The sequence below is a fragment of the Sorangium sp. So ce128 genome (assembly GCF_051525245.1).
Classification (GTDB): domain Bacteria; phylum Myxococcota_A; class Polyangia; order Polyangiales; family Polyangiaceae; genus Sorangium; species Sorangium cellulosum_B.
The window spans coordinates 10196062-10213272 of record NZ_CP150313.1 but is presented as its reverse complement, the minus strand read 5'-3'; the positions used below and the strand labels follow the sequence as shown (position 1 = coordinate 10213272).

The following is a 17211-nucleotide window of genomic DNA, read 5'->3' as shown; positions in this document are numbered from 1 at the left end:
GGCCTCGCGCTCGGCCCTTCGTGGCCGGCCGGCGTCGCTCGGCCCCCTCGCGCTCAGCCCTTCAGGAGCCACGCGACGGCGTCGGCCTCCGCGGTGAAGAACGAGTACTCGGGCAGCCCCATGGCGGCCGACAGGCGGGAGATCTGCATCTTCGAGAGCGCGCTGTTCACGAGGTTCGCCGCCTTGCGCATGCCGTGCTCGACGGCGTAGGCCATGGTCTGCTCGACGTACGGGCTCACCTCGGGCTTCTGCGGGGGGAAGTCCGCGATGTCGGCGAGCACGTACCAGGGCTTCCCGAGGTTGAGCAGCGTCGATGCCTTCTGGCGGAACTCGTCGAGGTACGCCTTGCCCTCGTCGATGTCCCAGAACCCCCACACCTTCACGTGGAGGACCCCCGTCGACGTGTCGGGCCTGATGTTGAAGCGCCGCTGCGGGGCGCGCTCGCGCTTCGACGTGAGCTCGGACCTCCTCGACGGCTCGCTCCCGGAGAGGCCCGTCCGGCCCGGCGGGTCCAGGGGGGGCGGCGTCCGGGGTCGGGTCTCCGCGAACTTCGAGGCGGCCGACGGCGCGGGCGGCGCGGAAGAAAACGAGGGAGGGACGGAGCGCGAGGGCGGATTGGGTGCCGACGGCGTAACGGAGCGCGAGGGCGGGCTGGGGTACGAGGCCGGACCGGGGCGTGAGGGAGGCGTCTTCGACGACAGCTCCGGCACCGTGACGGTCGGCACCTCGGCGAAGCCCTTCGCCGTGCCGGGCTTCGAGGGCAGCGTCGGGTCGGTCGGGCTCGGGTTCGCGCTCGGCGCGGGCGCCGCCGGCTCCGGCAGGAGGATGACGCGCGAGGCCCGCGGGAGGGCGACGTCGAGCGCGGCGGCGAGCGCGCTGACCGCGACGGACGCGCGCTCGAAGCGGTCCTCGGCCTTGAGCGCCGTCGCCTTGAGGAACCAGCCGTCGAACTCCTTCGGCAGCGCCGCCGAGGACCGCCGCGCCGCGCGCGCGCTGGGCGCCTCCATCGCGCCGCGCAGGAGCTCCCCCGCGAGCATGTACGGCGACGCGGTCGCCTCGGCCTCCTGGGCCCAGTACGACTCGCCGACGAGGAGCGCGTACGCGACGTGCCCGAGCGCGTAGATGTCGGCGCGCGGGCCGACGTTGCGCTCGGCGCGGATCTGCTCCGGCGCCATGTACACGGGCGTGCCGAGCATCTGCCGCGTCAGCGTGGAGGCGTGGTGCTGCTCGATGACCTTGGCGATCCCGAAGTCGAGGATCTTCACGCACGGCGAGCCGTCGTCGCGGACCGTGACGAACAGGTTGTCCGGCTTGAGGTCGCGGTGGACGATGCTCGCCGCGTGCGTCTTGTCGAGCGCGAGCGCGGCCTGGAACAGGTAGAGCGCGACGTCCTCGGCGGGGAGGGCGCCGCGCTTCTTGACGAGGCTGCCGAGCTCCTCGCCGCGGAGCAGCTCCATGACGAGGAATGGGGTGCCGGTCTCCTCGTCGACGCCGGCGTCCGAGGTCCTGACGATGTGGTCGCTCTCGATGACGCCGGTGATGCGGGCCTCGAGGGCGAAGCGGGCGCGCAGCTCCTCGCTGTCGAGCAGGCTGGGCAGCATCACCTTGAGCGCGCGGCGTGTCGCGGTGACGTCGTCCATCACCTCGTAGACGGCGCCCATGCCGCCCGCCTTGATGACGCGCAGCACCTGGTAACGGTTGCGAAACCGCGTATTCGGCTGCAACAGGCCGGGCGAGGAGCTCATCCTGCGGCCCTCGGTTCAGGCATGGTTTGCACCACGCTACCAGCGCCGCTTCCCGCGTCGCAAGGCGGTCGGGTGAGGAACGTGTTCAGCGCAGGATCGCGCCTCCGTCGGTAGGCTCACCGCCGGATCGATCGGCGTGGTCGAGGTGCGGCTCCAGCGCGCTCCAAAGCGAGCGGACGTCCTGGAAGCGCTCCTCGGGGGCCACGGCGAGCGCCCGCGCGACCCACGCGTCCACCTCGGGGAGCAGGTCGGGCCGGAAGGCGTGCAAGCTCGGCCGCGGGCCGCGGGCGGCGGCGAGCAGGATGTCGACCCGGCTCGCGCCGGCGAACGGCACGCGCCCCGCGAGCGCGCGGAAGAGCACCGCGCCGAGCGAATAGATGTCGATCCGGTGGTCGATCTCCTGGGGCCGGCCCTTCCATACCTCGGGCGCGATGTAGCTGGGCGAGCCGGGGATCGCGCCCTCGCGGGTGAGGGGGTCGGCCTGCATGACCTTGACAAGGCCGAAATCGAGCAAACGCACGCGCCCCCGCCCCGCCGTGCCGGCGCGGGCCGGCGCGCTCCCGCGGTGCGGGGAGGTGGAGGAAGGAACGCCCGTGTCGTGGTCGAGGACGAAGATGTTCGCGGGCTTCAGATCGCGGTGGACGATGCCGCGCGCGTGCGCGGCGTCGAGGGTGTCGACGATCGGGCGGAACAGCTCGCGGATCTCGTCGAGCGGGAGCCGCTGGTTCCGCGCCTCCAGCTGGCGCAGCGCCGTCTCGAGATCGCTGCCCTTCAGGAACTCCATGACGATGTAGAGGGTGCCGTCGGGCGCCTCGCTGAACGCGAAGACGTGCGTCGCGCTGGTGCCGGCCAGCTCCCCCATGGCGCGGGCCTCGCGCCGCAGGCGGGCTTTCAGGGCGGGATCGCTGGCGAACTCGGGCCGCAGGTACTTGACGGCGACGTGCGCGCCGGTTTCCTGGTCCAGGGCGCGGTAGACCACGCCGTGGCCTCCCTGACCGACCACCTCGATCAGCGTGTACCGGCCGTCGATCACGTCGTCGATGTCGTGGTCCATCGGCAAGTCCTCGGTGCTTGAGCGCGCTGCGTCAGCGTGCCGCACAGCGAGCCCAGGTTGTAGCCGCTTCGGCGCGCTGGCGGTAGGGACGGTTGGGCGCCGACCTGACTCGCCGGCCGGGGGCGGACCGGAGGCGGAGAGGGGCGGGGAAGCGCGGGCGACCGGGGGACACGGCCCGCGGGAAGGCGCCTGCAGGGGGAAGAGGCCTGTGGCGAGCGAGCCTGCGGGGAGCGAGCGTGCGGCGAAGCGCGCTGGGAGGAAGCGCGACCCTGGTCGGAAGGGCGAACGCGTCGAGGGGGAAAGCGAATGCGACAGGGACGTCACGGATCGGGTTCAGGCGATATCCTAGGAGTGACGGAAATCGCCTGATGATTGATCACACTCATCATGACGCAGCGACGAATTTGGTTGGTTTGCCGACCCTGAGATCCCGTGTAGAGTGGCGCCCATCCTCCTATGAGATCCGTCCGACAGAACAGCGACCTTCCCCGGGTGAACGGCGCGCTGCCGGTCGCGCTCGACGTGCAGCCGGCCAGGCCCGGTGCGCAGGAGCAGGAGCTGGAGGAGGAGTGGACCTATGAGGTCGCTCACCACGACTCGCCGCCGGATCTCACGCATGTTGTCGGGGAGAACCTTCGGCGGTTGAGGACGCGGCGCGGCCTCTCGCTGGAGCGGCTCTCGAAGATCTCCGGCGTGAGCCGTGCCATGCTCGGCCAGGTCGAGCTCGGCCGCAGCGCGCCCACGATCAACGTCGTCTGGAAGATCGCCCGCGCGCTCAGCGTGCCGTTCTCGGCGCTCGTCAGCGCTCGCTCGGCGAGCGGCCCGATGCTGCTGCGCGGGGATCGCGCGAAGCGGCTGACATCGCACGACGGCAAGTTCACCTCGCGCGCGCTCTTCCCGTTCGATGCGCCGCGAACGGTCGAGTTTTACGAGCTCTGCCTGGCCCCGCTCGGCGTCGAGAATGCCGATCCCCACCCGCCCGGGACGACCGAGAACATCGTGGTCTGTCAGGGGACCGTTGAAATCAGCGTCGACGGACAGCGGTTTCTGCTCGCGACGGGCGACGCGCTCGTGTTCCAGGCGGATGTCCCGCACGTCTACCGCAACCCGGCGAACGTCGACTCGCTGATGTACCTGGTGATGACGTATTCGCTGCCGGCGCCCTGAGGCGGGGCGCGTTTCTCGCCGAGGAACGGGGGAGGGGAAGGGGCGGAGCAGCGCGAGGACGCCGGTGAGCGCCGACGCTCCGCTGCTCCGAGGAGGTTTGCGGCCGCGCTACTTGGCCATGGCGGGGGTGCACATCATCATGGGCATCCCGCCGCACATCATCATCATGGGCATCCCGGCCGACATCATCTTCGTCATGGCCTCGCAGCGCTCCTTGAGCACGTCCATCGACATGCCCTCGGGCGGCATCATCTTGCAGATCATTCCGTCCTTGGTCATCTCACACGACATCTTGCACATCATGGGCGTGCCCATGCCCATCATGCCGGGCATCATGCCCATCATACCTGGCATCATGCCCATCATGGGCATCATCGGCATGCCCATGCCCATCATGCCGGGCGTCATTGGCATGTTCATGCCCATCATGCCGGGCATCATGCCCATCATGGGCATCATCGGCATGCCCATGCCCATCATGCCGGGCATCATTGGCATGCCCATCATGCCGGGCATCATGGATGCGCCAGCGGCCATCTCCGGCGTCGACATCATGGGGGACATCGTCTGCGGCATCATGGGCATCTGCGTTGCAGTGGTCATGGGGGCTCCTGTCGTCAGCGCTCGTTGCTTCCGGGGAGCCGTTCTAGCCGGTCGGCGTGCCGTCGCAACGCGTTAACACGGGCGCATGTCGCTTTGCTCCAGTCTAGCGGAGGCGCCTCCACGGCGTTGGAGGCGCCGGCGCCCTGGGCGGACGAGTCTCCACGATAGCAACGGCCGCTCCGCCAGGAGCGCGCTGGAGCAGCGTCCGGGCGAGGCCGGGTGTGTAGCGGTCACGGGCATCGAGGTGGCGACCAGCGGGGTCGTGCGAGCGTCAGCACAAAGGGCTCGGCGCTGCTCCGGTACCGATGATGCTGTCTCGTGCATCGACTCGCCTTTGATTTGAATGCAATCCAGCGGACGGGCGGAGTCATGTCGGCGCATAAGAGCCACGGTGACAGGACTGGCAGGCTCGTCCGCTCCGGGAGCGATCGAGTCCAGATCGCCTTTCATGGGTCACGTTGCCGTCGACACGGCCGGCGACATCATGCTTGCCGCCAGGGCGCAAGCGCCATGGACTTCGGAGCAGACGTGTGGGAGATAGCTCCTCGAACTCAGCATCGTTGATCAGTTGATCTGCAGGTTCGCGGCCGCCTTACCTTCCTGCCCCGCGCCCGCGGCGCCGCCGCTCGGGGTCGTGCCGCCGGCGCCGCCGTACCCGGGGGCGCCGGTCGAGCAGCTGTTCTCTCGGAACGTGAAGGTGACGCTCGCGGATCGCGCCAGGCAGGCGCTCGGGCCACCCCCGCCGCCCGCGCCCGGGCCGCCGTCGCCGCCATTGCCACCTTTTCCGCCGACGCCGCCGCTGCGGCCGTCATCAGGACCGGGGCCGCCAGGGCCGCCGTTCCCGCCGAACTGCGGCGCTCCGCCGTTGCCGCCGCGGCCGCCGTTGCCGCCCTTCCCGGATGTGATCTCGTTGCGGGAGACCACCACCCGGCCAGCCGCCGCGAAAACTCCAAAGCTCCCGGCGCCACCCCGGCCCGCAGTGCCGCTGCGGCCGCCAAGCCCGCCGCATCCACCGCTGCCGCCGCCACCGCCGCGATCGTCGATGCCTACAGGACACGTCCCGCCGCCGCCGCCGCCCGCGCCGCCGCCGCCGCCGCCGTTCGTTCCCGGTTGCCCGTTGGTGCCGTTCGCAGGCTGGTAGACGCCGGAGGCGATGCTGCCGAGATTCGCGCCCCCCGTCCCCGGCGTCCCCTGCGACCCAGCCGTGCCCGGTGTGCCATTGGGACCCGGCGGGCCTGGGTCCAGGCAGCTCGATGTGGCGCCGCCCGCGCCGCCCGCCGCGCCCTGGCTGCCGGGATGGCCCGCCGCTCCGGTGTTCGAGCCATGTCCGCCATATCCAGCTCTCCCGCCAGGCTCGTCGCATGTGGGCGCCGGGCCTGCATTGCCGAGGCCGCTGCAGTCATTGCAGCCCCGCTCTCCCGCATTCCCCGCCGTTGCCGTCCCCACCATGTGCGCCGCCCCGTTCGTCCCCGCGGCGCCGGCCCGGCCCTCCTCCACGTCGATCTGGTTGAACCGCACGAAGAGATCCGCCGTCCCCCCGCCGAGGCGCACTCCATAGGTGCTCGCGCCGGCCGACGACGGGCTCAGCGCTTCTATCGAGAGGCCCTCGATGTGCGTCGGCTGCGTGATCGACGGCGCGTGGAACACCGTGCCTGTCGCGCGCACGGTGGTCGTCACCGAGCTCGTCCTCCGGAACTTGAAGTCAGCGTTGGCGTGATCGAACCCACCGTAGATGCTGATGCCGGACGCGACCGTGACCGCCTCCTGGTACAGCTCGCCCGACAGGCAGATCGCCGGCACCGCGCCCGCCTGCGCCACCTGGATGGCCTTGGCGATCGTCTCCACCGGCGCGTTGCGCGTCCCGCTGCTGGCGTCGTCCCCCGTGCTCGCCGAGACGTAGATGCACTGCTCCACGAGCCCGTCGCCGCCGTCGCAGTTGTCGTCGATGAACTCGGCGTCGATCGGATCCTCGCCCGCCTCTCCCGCAGCGGTCGGCGTACACGCGTATTCACAGCCGCACTCGTCCCCCGTGAGGGGATTGCCGTCCACGTCGTGTGTGCCCGGCAAGCACCCCAGCGCGCATCGATCCGTGCCCCCAGCGCCGCCGCCGCCCGCCTCTTCGCTGCCCCCCTCTCCACCCGAGCCGCCCTCACCCCCGCCCGAGCCGCCCTCACCCCCACCCGAGCTGCCCTCGCTCCCGCCCGAGCCGCTCGCGGCGGCGGCGCTGCTCGATGACGCTGTCGTGGTGCTGCTGCTCGCGGAGGACTCGCCGCCCGCGCCCGAGCCGCCTCCCGTGCCCTCGAACGGCCCGATGGGGTCGTCGATCGAGCTGCTCTCCGCGCAGCCGATCGCCGAGAGAAATGCGAGCAGAGATGCCGTCTCGAGGAAGAATTGTGCGCGCATGCTTAATTCTGCACCTTCACGCGCTTTTCGAAAAGACTTTGTCTTGCTCGTTCCCAATCACAACGGGGCTGTGCGCCACATTGCGGCCGGCATCAACAGCCGTCCGCCCACGCCGTTATGTGCTGCGCCGGCGCGAGCCAGCTCACGATTCCGCGATTCGCCCCTCGCGCCTGTCACCGTCTCCGGTACTCTGTGTCTGCGTACCTTCCCGCTTCCGCGCCGTCCTCGCTGTCCTCTGTTCATCCCATGCGCCTCGAATCGCTCCACCCCACCTCGCTCGCTTCCATGGTTGGGCTCGCCGTCGCCATGGGACTCCATGGCGCGTGTGCACCGGACTCAGGAGCTGGCCTTGTCTCGTCCTCTTCCTCTTCGGACGGAGCTGGCTCGGGCGGGACCTTTGATCCGGATGGCGGGCTGTCGACCGACGCGCCTGTCGAAGTCCTCGATCCGGACGCCGCGTGTGGCCTTGTCACCGAGGAGGCGATCGCGGTCCCGCTCAATCTCTACATCATGATGGACAAGTCGTCCTCGATGGCGGGCAACGACCCCATGGTGGCCGACAAGTGGACCAGCGCGAAGGCCGGCCTGACGGCGTTCGTCAACAGCGCGAGGTTCGCCGGCGTGCGCGTGGCGCTGCGCTTCTTTCCGCGGGTGGCGGACGACGTGCCGGCCTGTGACCACGAGGCGTACAGGGAGCCGCTGGTCCCGTTCGGTCCGCTCCCCGACAACGCGGGCGCCATCGTCGCGGCCATCGAGGCCGAGTCGCCGAACGGAGCGAGCACGCCCGTCTATCCGGCGCTGGGCGGCGCGCTGCTCCAGGGCATCGACGTGGCGAAGAACCACCCCGGCGAGGCCTCGGCGGTGCTGCTCGTCACCGATGGGCAGCCCCAGGGGCCGGCGGCCCAGTGCGCCGGGGTGAACCCGGAAGACCCGGACGCCATCGCGGATCTCGCGGCGGCGGGCGCGCGCTACGGCACCCCCGTGCGCACCTTCGTGATCGGGCTCCCGGGCGTGAACCAGAGCTTCGCCAACCAGGTCGCGGCCGCGGGAGGCACCGACGCCGCCGTCCTCGTCGGGGCGACCAACATCGCCGTCGAGTTCCAGAACGCGCTCGCGAAGGTCACGGGGCAGGCGCTCCCGTGCGAGGTCGAGGTCCCTTCCCAGGTGGCCGGCGGACAGGTCGCGTTCGACGACGTCAACGTCCTCTTCGGGCTCGACGGCGCATCGCAGGAGATCCTGCCGCAGCGCCCCGGCTGCGACGGCCCAGGCTGGCGCTACGACGACCCGGCCTCTCCCGCGGCCCTCGTGCTGTGCCCCGATACCTGCGAGGCCGCCAGGGGCGCCTCCATCGCGAAGATCCAGATCCTCCTCGGCTGCGAGACCGTGATCCTCTGACCGAGCGCAGCAGAAGGACCGCTCGATCTCGAAGGAGAGAGGGCGAACCGCCGATGTCGTGGAGACGACGGCGGGAGCGACGGAGAGGCCCAGGAACATGCGGCGCAGACGCGAAGCGTCATGGGTGAGGCGGCTCACCACGCTGACGGCGTGGAGGCGCGGATCGTGGGGCCGGCACGAAGGCGTCGGACCGGCGCGCGCGGGCGGCGCCCGGCGGCGCCCGGCGCGGTGAGCGCCGCCTTGCAACTCTGCACTGCGCTTTGTGGACTCCGGGCCCCCAGAGCCGTAAGAGGACGGAACCATGACGAAGGAGTCCTCCCTCGCCGCCGCAGGCTCGCCGCGGCACGCCGCCCCCGCCGCGCTCCATCCCGCCCTGGTGCTGAGCGCCTACCTCGAGCCGCTCGTGCGCGGCCGGCGGGTCGCGGTGGTGGGTGACGCCACCATCGGCCTCGCTGACCGGCTGCTCCAGCGCGGAGCCCGCCTCGTCCATGCCTACGACCCGGACGCCGCGCGCGTCGCCGAGAAGCTCGCGCGGACGGCGCCCACCCGGCAGCCGCACCCGAACGTCGCCGTGTTCGACGGCGACCTGGGCGTGCGCGACGGCGCCTTCGACACCCTCGTCATCCCCGATCTCTCCCTCTTCGGCGATCCCGCCGAGGTCGTCCGGCGCGCCCGACGCCTCACCGCCGCGAGCGGCGTCGCCGTCATCGCGTCGCCGAACCCGGAGGCCGCGCGGGGCCTGCTCCCCGCGGGCGCGAGCCGCGGCGCGGCTCCTGGCTACTACGCGCTCTACGACCTCGTGGCGCTCCAGTTCAAGCAGGTGCGGATGGTCGGCCAGGCGCCGTTCGTCGGCTACACGGTCGCGGAGTTCGCGCCGAAGGGCGAGCCCGAGGTCAGCGTGGACACGTCGATCCTCGACGCGTCCGAGGAGCCCGAGTGGTTCATCGCCGTGGCCGGCGAGCGCCTGCCCAGGCTCGACGCGTTCGCCGTGATCGAGCTGCCGTTCGCCGACTTCCCGGGCGCGAGCGCCGGCGCGTCGCCCGAGGCGCTCAGCGAGGCCGAGGGCCGCGCGCAGCGGCTCGGGGGCGAGCTCGCGGAGCTGCGCACCCGGCACCAGCGCGACCGCGAGGACGCCGGGGTCCGCGCCGAGAGCGCGGTCGCCACGGCCGCGCGCCTCGCCGAGGCGGAGGCCGAGATCGAGGCCAGGGCGGCGCGCCTCCGCGACGTCGAGGCCAGGGCGGGCGACGCCCACGTCCGGGCCGAGCGCCTGTCGCACCAGATCCGCGACATGGAGGAGGAGCTCCGCAGCCAGCGCGATCGCGCGACCCGGCTCGCCAAGCAGCTCGACGACGAGAAGCGGGTGCGGACCAAGGTCGAGCTCGAGCTCGGCATGATCCGCAACAAGCCGGAGATCGCCGGCGCCCGCGACCGCCTCGACGCCGTGACCGCCGACCTCGAGGCCGCGCGCGCCCGGATCGCCGAGCTCGAGGCGCGGCCCGCCGTGGCGGCGCCCGACCCGGCGCTCGCGGCGCGCGTGGGGGAGCTCGAGGCCGCCGCCGCGGGGGCGCGGCGGGAGCTCTCGAAGCTCACGTCGGAGCGGGACACGGCGCGCAGGCGCGCGCAGGAGAGCGAGCGCGCGCTGGAGGAGGCGCGGCGCGCAGGGGGCAGGGTCGAGGAGCTGGAGGCAGCCCGCGCCGAGCTCGCGCGCGACCGCGACCGGCAGAAGGAGCGGGCGGACCGGAACGAGCGCGAGAGCCGCGCGCTGGAAGACCAGCGGAGCGCCCTCGACGCGCGCAGGCTGCTGCTCGAGGCGCGGATCGTGGAGCTCGAGCAGACCGTCGTCGCGCTGGAGCAGCGGGCATCGGAGCTCGAGAAGCGCGACGCAGGCGAGGCGGCGGCCGCGGAGATCGCGGGCCTCGAGGAGGCGCTGCGCGACCGGGGCCACGTCATCGCGTCGCTCATGGCGCAGCTGCGCGAGAGCGAGCGGGTGGGCAAGGAGCTCGTCGACGAGCTCGGGACGGTCTTCGCGTCGGCGTCGGCCGACGACGGCGGGCCGGGCCAGGCGGCGGACGGCGGGCAGGGTGGAACGCTCGCGGGGCAGGGCGGGCCGGGCGGCGCGGTGGAGGCGCTGCGGCAGCAGCTCGACGCGCTGGCGCGGAGCGCCGCCTCGAGCGAGGCCGACCTGCGCGCCGCGGGATGGAAGATCGCGCAGCTCGAGCGCGAGCTGACCGAGGCGCGCGACACGTCCGGCTCTCCGCCGGCGCTCCACGAGGCGCTCGAGCAGGCGCTCGTCGCCGCGCAGGCGGAGATCGCGGCGCTGCGCCGGGCGGCGGAGCGGGACGACGTGGCGGTGGCGCGCGAGGACGTGGCGGTGGCGCCCGAGGATGTGGCCGTGGCGCCCGAGGACGTGGCGGTGGCGCGCGAGGACGTGGCTGGCGCGCGCGGGGATGTGGCCGTCGTGCGCGACGATGTCGGCGTGCCGCCGGAGGTGATCGAACAGACGGTGCTCCTCCAGCAGGTCGCCAGCGCTGTCGAAGCGAGCGTGTGAGCCGCGGTCTGGACCGGGGCGGGCGGTGCCCCCGGTCCAGATCCGAAACCGCGGCCTGCGCGCCGCATCGATCCGCGCGCCCGCCGTGACGCCGACGCGTGGGCCCGGGCGCAGCCCGACGCGCGGCGCGCGACGTCACGCCGGGCCGGACAGGTTCGTGCTCTCGGCCGGCGACGCGCTGGCGAGCGGGGAGCGCTTCTCGCCCGCGAAGGCCTTCTCCACGAGGTAGTCGCCCGGCTCGCCGCTGTTGCCCTCCTCGAAGCCGCGGGACTCCAGGAGCGCGGCGGTGTCGGCGAGCATCTCCGAGCTGCCGCAGAGCATCAGCCGGTCGTGCGCGGGGTCGAGCGCGGGCAGCGCCAGATCGGCGAAGATGCGGCCGGACTCGATGAGCGCGGTGATCCGGCCCTCGGTCTTGAACGCCTCGCGGGTGACGGACGGGTAGTAGCGGAGCTTGGGCCGCACGATCTCGCCGAGCAGCTCGTCCGCCGCGAGCTCGTGCTCGAGGTAGCGCGCATAGGCGAGGTCCTGCACGCGACGGCACGTGTGCGTGATGACCACGCGCTCGAAGCGCTCGTACGTCTCGGGGTCCTTGACGACGCTGAGGAACGGCGCGAGGCCGGTCCCGGTCGCCAGGAGCCACAGGGTCCGGCCCGGCCGCAGGTTGCCGATCGTGAGCGTGCCCGTCGCGCGCTTGCCGACGAGGATCGTCTCGCCGACGGCGATGTGCTGCAGGCGCGAGGTCAACGGGCCGTTCGGCACCTTGATCGAGAAGAACTCGAGCGTCTCCTCGTGGTTTGCGCTCGCGAGGGAGTACGCACGGACGAGCGGCTTGCCCGCGACCACGAGCCCCATCATGCAGAACTGCCCGTTCGCGAAGCGGAAGCTCGGCGAGCGGGTGGTCTTGAGCGTAAAGAGCTTGTCCGTCCAGTGGTGGACCTCAAGCACCGTCTCTTCTGTGTAACCGGGTACCATGTCGTTCATCCTTGTCGGTGCGAAAGCATCGCGGCGAGGTGGTTCGAAAGAGCGCGCTCCCCGATCAAGACAGCGGGGCGGCGCCGCGGTGCGCGAGCGCGCCGAGCTCTACCGCAAGGTCGTCTTCCATGAGTTCGCCGCTTCACATAGCAATGATGCAAATGATAATCAAGATCACCATCGACCCATGGGGCCGTCCTCGGTGGCTCCGCAGAGCGTCGCCACGTTGTCGCGCACGACCTCGTGGCGCGCCGTTCTCTAGGGGCGACGGCGCTCCTTGACGATGCCCCTGGAGCCGCTGCCCACACGCCGCGGAGACCGCATGCCGCGGGTCGGGCGACGACGGCGGGCCGGGCGGGGCGCTCACGGGCCGGGCGGGCCAGGAGCGCTGCGCCGCGCGGCGTCTCTGTGCGCACGCGGTCGCTCGCGCTAAGGACCGGGCCGATGCGCGCTCCTCGCCCCCTCTCCACGCTCGCCCGGCTCGCCGGCGCCGCCGCCCTGGCCCTCGCGCTCGGCGCCTGCGGCGCGGTCACCGCGCCCGGCGCGAAAGACCCCATCGCCTCGCTCCGCGACGCCGGCGCGCATTCGGCCGACGGCGAGGTCGTCGGCCGCTGGCTCCTCGGAGAGCTCCTGGTCCCGGGCGGCACGCCTGCCGGCGCCAGGGAGGCGCGCAAGCGCCTGGAGGGGATCGGCGCGAAATCGATGCTCGCGTCGCTCGGGCGCGCGATCGACGACCAGGGGCACGGCCGCAACGCGCGCGCGGCGGCGGCCTACCTCGATGCGCTGGACGCCGCCCGGGTGAGCGCGCACCCCGACGCCCCGCTCGTGGGCTGGTTCGCCGCGAACCGCCTGCTCGGCCTGCGCTCCAGCGTCGCGGGCCTCTGGAAGAAGTCCCGCGAGGTCGTCCTTCGCGCCATCGACCACCCGGGCAAGCTGGGCTGGCGCGCGCGCGGAGAGCTCGTCGAGTGGTGGAGCCTCGACGGGCTGCCCGACGAGGCCGCCGCGGCGCGCCCGGACGGCGCCGCCGGGACCGCCGACGACGCCCGCGGCGCCGCGCCCGCCGTGCCGCTCATCGACCACGCGGCGCGCCGCTACGGGTGCATCGAGAACGCCCGCTTCGCCGGCCCGTTCGGCCACCTGGCCGCGAGCGACCACCGCGTCCACTACGAGGCGGAGCGCGCCGGCCCCTGGCCGCCCGTGTTCCCGCGCGATCCCCACCGCAGAGGCCCGCCGCGCGTGCTCGGCGCCGAGCGCCGCGGCTGCCAGCTCTCGGCCGTCGCGCCGGAGGGGCCCGGCGAGGGCGGGGCCAGCGGAGGCATCTTCTACGTCGAGACCTTCGTCGACCTGCCCGCCGAGCGCGAGATGCTCATCGCCGTCCAGGGGGCCTACGCCATCCTCGTCGACGACGTCGAGGTGCTGACGCGCGACACGAAGCAGTGGGGGATCTGGCCCCGCTTCGGCGTCCGCCTGCGCCTCGGCCCCGGCCGGCACCGCATCCTCGCCCGCGTCGGGGGCCGCGACACCTCCATCCGCCTGCTCGCGCCCGACGGCACGCCCCTCGGCGTGGCCACGTCCGCCGATCCGACGCCGCCCTATTCGCTCGTCCCGCCCGAGGTCCTGCCGGATCCCAACCCCATCGAGCCGTTCCTCACGGCGCTCGGCGTGCCGCCGCAGCCCGCGCCGAAGGTGGCGCGCGCGCTCGGCCTGCGCGGCGCGCCCCCCGCCGAGCGCGACGTGGGCGATCCGATCGCCCGGTACCTCGCCGCGACCATCGCGCACCTCGAGGGCCAGGACGACGTGAGCGCCGTGCTGATCGAGCCGCTCGTGGCCGATCCGGCGCGCGCCACCGGCCCCGCGCTCGCGGCCCAGGCGGTCTTCCTCGAGAAGGACCCGATCTTCCCGGCGTCCGACGGGCAAGACCTCGTGAAGGACGTGCGCGCGCGCGCCGCGGAGAAGGACCCGGAGCTCTGGTTCCCCCGCCTCTGGCTCGCGCTCGAGGAGGCCGACAAGGTCGGCCTGTCCGAGATGACCCGCACGATCGAGGCCCTCGCCGACCGCTTCCGGGAGGTGCCCGACCTCCTGAAGACGCTCGCCGGGATGTACTCGCGGCTCGGCTGGCGCGTCGAGCACGTCCGCACCGTGAAGGAGGCCGCCGCGCGCTTCCCGGACGACATCGAGGTGCTGGGCGCGCTCCTCCGGATCCACGACGGCGACGGGCACATCGCGCAGGCCGACGCCTTGGCCGCGCGCATCCGGGAGCTCGATCCCGACGCGGAGATCGAGCTGGAGAGGGCGATCGATCGCCGCGACTACGCGGCGGCGATCAAGGAGCTCCAGCGCCTCGGCTCCGCCCGCAAGGACCGCAAGGACATCGCCGCGCGCATCGCCGACCTCCTGACCCGCGCCGGCAAGCGCGCCGAGTCGTTCGAGCAGCTCGAGCGCGCGCTCGCGAAGTCGCCGGACGACGCCGACGCGCGCCTCGCGCTCGCGGACGCGCGCTTCGCGCGGGGAGAGCGCGACGCGCTCCAGAAGGCGCTCATCGAGGCGATCCGCACCGGCGCCGACACCTCGGGCCTGCGCGACGCGATCGAGCTGCTCGACGGCACGACGGAGCTCAGCCCGTACCGGCTGGACTCGAAGAAGGTGATCGCCGAGCACGAGGCCTCGGGCGAGGTCATGCCGGGCACGGCGGCGCGCGTGCTCGACTATGCGGCCATGTGGGTCCACGAGGACGGCTCGGCGCGGATGCTCCAGCACGAGATCATCCGGATCCAGTCGCGGGAGGCCATCCAGGAGCACGCCGAGCAACGCATGCCCGAGGGGCTCGTGCTCAAGCTCCGCACGGTCAAGCGCGACGGGTCGATCCACGAGCCGGAGTTCATCCAGGACAAGCCGACCGTGACGATGCCCCACCTCGAGGTGGGCGACTACATCGAGGTGGAGAACCTGTTCGTGCTGCGCGGCGACGGGCAGGGGGGCCTCACGTTCCAGGGCCCGCGCTGGTTCTTCCGCGAGGAGAAGGTCCCCTACTGGCGGAGCGAGTTCATCGTCGTGTCGCCGAAGAGCCGGCCGCTCGACGTGGAGGCCTCCGGCGCCGTCCCGGCGCCGGAGATCGTCGAGTCCGGCGCGCTCGTCACGCGCCGCTACCGGGTCGACAAGAGCCCCGCGCTCCCGGAGGAGCCGGCGAGCGCGCCGATCTCGGAGTTCCTTCCGAACATCCGCATCGGCTGGGGCATCCGCCTGGACAGCACGATCGCGCGCATGGTCGACGCGGCCGCCGACGAGACGCCGCGCGATCCGCGGCTCGTGCGCATCGCGCGGGCAATCGCGCGTACGCCGCTCGCGCCGCGCTCGCCGGCAGCGGGCGGCGGCGAGCAGGGGAAGGCCGCCGGCGCCGCGGAGGGTGCGCGCGGCGAGGGCGGGGGAGCGGCGCCGTCGAAGGACGAGCAGGCGCGCCGGATCTACCGGTGGGTGCTCGCCAACGTGGAGCCGGGGCGCGAGGACGACGGCCGCCGCGTCGTCATCGGCAAGAGCGGCAACCGGACCGAGGCGTTCCTCTACCTGTGCCGCCTGGTCGGCATCGACGCCGGCTACGGCGTCGTGAGCGACCGGCTCACCGCGCCGCCGCGCGGGCCCATGAGCGAGGCCGAGACGTTCAACGCGCTCGCCGTCCGCCTCGACACCGGGGACAAGCCCGGCGCGGGCGCGGTGCGCTGGATGTTCGTGCGCGACAAGTTCGCGCCGTACGGCTACCTGCCGAGCTCCCTCCGCGGGCAGCCGGCGATCGTGCTGAAGCCGGGGACGCCGCGCGAGGTGACGCCCTCGTCCGGCGCGCACGACGGCGTGGTCACGGAGGGCGTCGCCGAGGTGGCGAGGGACGGCTCGGCCTCGCTGGCGATCGAGCAGCGCTACGAGGGCAAGCTCGCGATCGCGCTGCGCTCGGCGCTGGAGTCGCTCCCGGACGCCCAGCTCAGGGACGCCGTCGAGTCGCGCCTCCTGCCGCAGATGGTGCCGGGGGCGCGGCTCCAGGCGATCGAGATCAAGGAGCTGAGCGAGATCGACCGGCCGCTCACGCTGAAGATGAAGATCGCCGCCGCGAGCTTCGCGCGCGCGCAGGGAGGGGAGCTGGTCATCACGCCGCCCTTCGGCGTGCGCGTGGCCAGCCTCGCCAGCCTGCCGGTCCGCGAGACGCCGCTCTACCTGTCGGAGCAGATCGCGACGCGCTCGGAGGTGCGGCTCCGCGTCAAGCTCCCCGCGGGCGCGCGCGTGATCACGAAGCTCGCTCCGTCGACGGCGGACGACGCGGGGCGCGCCGTGCGGGTGAACGATCGCATGGAGGGCGGCGCGCTGGTCCTCGATCGTTTCCTCGAGCTGCCCGCGGGCCGCGTGCAGCCCGATGCCTATACGAAGTTCCAGCAGTTCGCCCGCGCGGCGGACAGCGCGCTCGACCGGGACATCGTCGTGCAGCTCGACCGCGACGGACGCTGAGCGAGGCGCTCCGTTCGCCCTGCGCCGGGCCTCGGTCGCAGGGGATTCCTGTGTGTCAACCCACGCGGGATGGATTACTCTTTTGTTCCCTACCGTGAGCGATCTGGATTCCCAGTACGCGCAGGATGCTGGCCGCCAGCCCATGGATCCCGTGAAGGCTCGGGTGGCGCGCGCCTTCCGGCTCTCCTCGCTGTTCGCGCAGGTGGATCGCGAGGTACGGGAGGCGGTCACCGACGCCGCGGTGCTCGAGGTGGTGGCGTCCGACGCGGCGATCTTCGAGCAGGGGGCCCCCGCGGACACGCTGGTGGTGCTCGGCCGGGGGCGCGCGCGGGTCGAGCGCGTCAACGAGGCGGGGGCCGCGTTCCCGCTCAGCTACCGCGGCACGGGCGACGTGCTCGGCGAGTCGTGCCTCGGCGGGCTGGAGACGCGGACGGAGCGGGCGATCGCGATGGATGAGGCCGAGGTGGTCCGGGTGCCGCTCGCGCTCGTCCGCGAGCTCTGCGCCCAGCACCCGGGGCTCGGGGGCGCGGTGTTCGCGCTGCTCGTCGCGCGGCAGCGGGAGACCGAGGACCGGATCGAGTCGATGCTCTTCAAGAACGTGGGAGGGCGCCTCGCCGAGTTCCTCCTGCACGCGGCGGAGCGGTGGGGCGTGCCGACGCCGCGTGGGACGCTGATCTCGGCGCCGATCACGCACGCGGAGATCGCCCAGGTGATCGGGTCGACGCGCGAGACGGTGACGCTGACGCTCGGGGCGTTCCGGAAGGAGGGGGTGCTCGACGCGGCGGGGCGGCGCCTCATCGTGAAGGACCGCGAGGCGCTCACGCGTAAGCGCTAGG

General features: G+C 72.7%; 10 protein-coding genes. 5 read left to right on the top strand and 5 right to left on the bottom strand.

Features of this window, described 5'->3' with window-relative positions; genetic code table 11:
- Positions 1-53: 53 nt before the first annotated feature.
- Entirely contained in the window at positions 54-1745 is a 1692-nt protein-coding gene (locus WME82_RS38640; protein ID WP_438039426.1) for a serine/threonine protein kinase, read from the bottom strand.
- Between the two features lie 85 nt (positions 1746-1830).
- A complete protein-coding gene (locus WME82_RS38635; protein WP_438039425.1) occupies positions 1831-2799 on the bottom strand; it encodes a serine/threonine-protein kinase in 969 nt (322 codons plus the stop codon).
- A gap of 456 nt (positions 2800-3255) precedes the next feature.
- On the opposite strand from WME82_RS38635, the gene WME82_RS38630 reads away from it, so the two are divergent.
- Positions 3256-3966, top strand: coding sequence for a helix-turn-helix domain-containing protein (locus WME82_RS38630; RefSeq protein ID WP_437741531.1), 711 nt, complete (start codon positions 3256-3258; stop codon positions 3964-3966).
- A gap of 108 nt (positions 3967-4074) precedes the next feature.
- Here WME82_RS38630 and WME82_RS38625 read toward each other — a convergent pair whose 3' ends face one another.
- Both WME82_RS38625 and WME82_RS38620 read right to left on the bottom strand, forming a co-directional pair.
- Entirely contained in the window at positions 4075-4569 is a 495-nt protein-coding gene (locus tag WME82_RS38625; RefSeq protein WP_437913041.1) for a hypothetical protein, read from the bottom strand.
- Between the two features lie 564 nt (positions 4570-5133).
- Complete coding sequence (locus tag WME82_RS38620; RefSeq protein WP_438039424.1) at positions 5134-6972, bottom strand: PE-PGRS family protein; 1839 nt, start codon at positions 6970-6972, stop codon at positions 5134-5136.
- 246 nt (positions 6973-7218) lie between these two features.
- Between WME82_RS38620 and WME82_RS38615 the strand changes: the two genes are divergently transcribed.
- Positions 7219-8367 carry a vWA domain-containing protein gene (locus WME82_RS38615; protein WP_437852964.1) on the top strand — a complete coding sequence of 383 codons (1149 nt, stop codon included), beginning with the start codon at positions 7219-7221 and terminating at the stop codon, positions 8365-8367.
- Positions 8368-8668: 301 nt separating this feature from the next.
- Positions 8669-10915: a hypothetical protein gene (locus tag WME82_RS38610; protein ID WP_437852963.1), complete on the top strand. Its 2247-nt coding sequence runs from the start codon at positions 8669-8671 to the stop codon at positions 10913-10915.
- A 135-nt stretch (positions 10916-11050) separates the two neighbouring features.
- Here WME82_RS38610 and WME82_RS38605 read toward each other — a convergent pair whose 3' ends face one another.
- Complete coding sequence (locus WME82_RS38605) at positions 11051-11887, bottom strand: ferredoxin--NADP reductase (protein ID WP_437852960.1); 837 nt, start codon at positions 11885-11887, stop codon at positions 11051-11053.
- A 444-nt stretch (positions 11888-12331) separates the two neighbouring features.
- Here WME82_RS38605 and WME82_RS38600 point away from each other — a divergent pair, with 444 nt between their 5' ends.
- On the top strand, positions 12332-16375 hold the full coding sequence (locus WME82_RS38600; RefSeq protein WP_438039423.1) for a hypothetical protein: 4044 nt from the start codon (positions 12332-12334) through the stop codon (positions 16373-16375).
- Positions 16376-16469: 94 nt separating this feature from the next.
- Positions 16470-17210 (top strand): Crp/Fnr family transcriptional regulator, encoded by a 741-nt coding sequence (locus WME82_RS38595; protein WP_437852955.1) that lies wholly within the window; start codon positions 16470-16472, stop codon positions 17208-17210.
- The last annotated feature ends 1 nt before the right edge of the window (position 17211 follow it).

Coding starts and splice junctions, on each gene's coding strand:
- WME82_RS38640 (WP_438039426.1), bottom strand. CDS start 1,745: ATGAGCTCCTCGCCCGGCCTGTTGCAGCCGAATACGCGGTTTCGCAAC.
- WME82_RS38635 (WP_438039425.1), bottom strand. CDS start 2,799: ATGGACCACGACATCGACGACGTGATCGACGGCCGGTACACGCTGATC.
- WME82_RS38630 (WP_437741531.1), top strand. CDS start 3,256: ATGAGATCCGTCCGACAGAACAGCGACCTTCCCCGGGTGAACGGCGCG.
- WME82_RS38625 (WP_437913041.1), bottom strand. CDS start 4,569: ATGACCACTGCAACGCAGATGCCCATGATGCCGCAGACGATGTCCCCC.
- WME82_RS38620 (WP_438039424.1), bottom strand. CDS start 6,972: ATGCGCGCACAATTCTTCCTCGAGACGGCATCTCTGCTCGCATTTCTC.
- WME82_RS38615 (WP_437852964.1), top strand. CDS start 7,219: ATGCGCCTCGAATCGCTCCACCCCACCTCGCTCGCTTCCATGGTTGGG.
- WME82_RS38610 (WP_437852963.1), top strand. CDS start 8,669: ATGACGAAGGAGTCCTCCCTCGCCGCCGCAGGCTCGCCGCGGCACGCC.
- WME82_RS38605 (WP_437852960.1), bottom strand. CDS start 11,887: ATGGTACCCGGTTACACAGAAGAGACGGTGCTTGAGGTCCACCACTGG.
- WME82_RS38600 (WP_438039423.1), top strand. CDS start 12,332: ATGCGCGCTCCTCGCCCCCTCTCCACGCTCGCCCGGCTCGCCGGCGCC.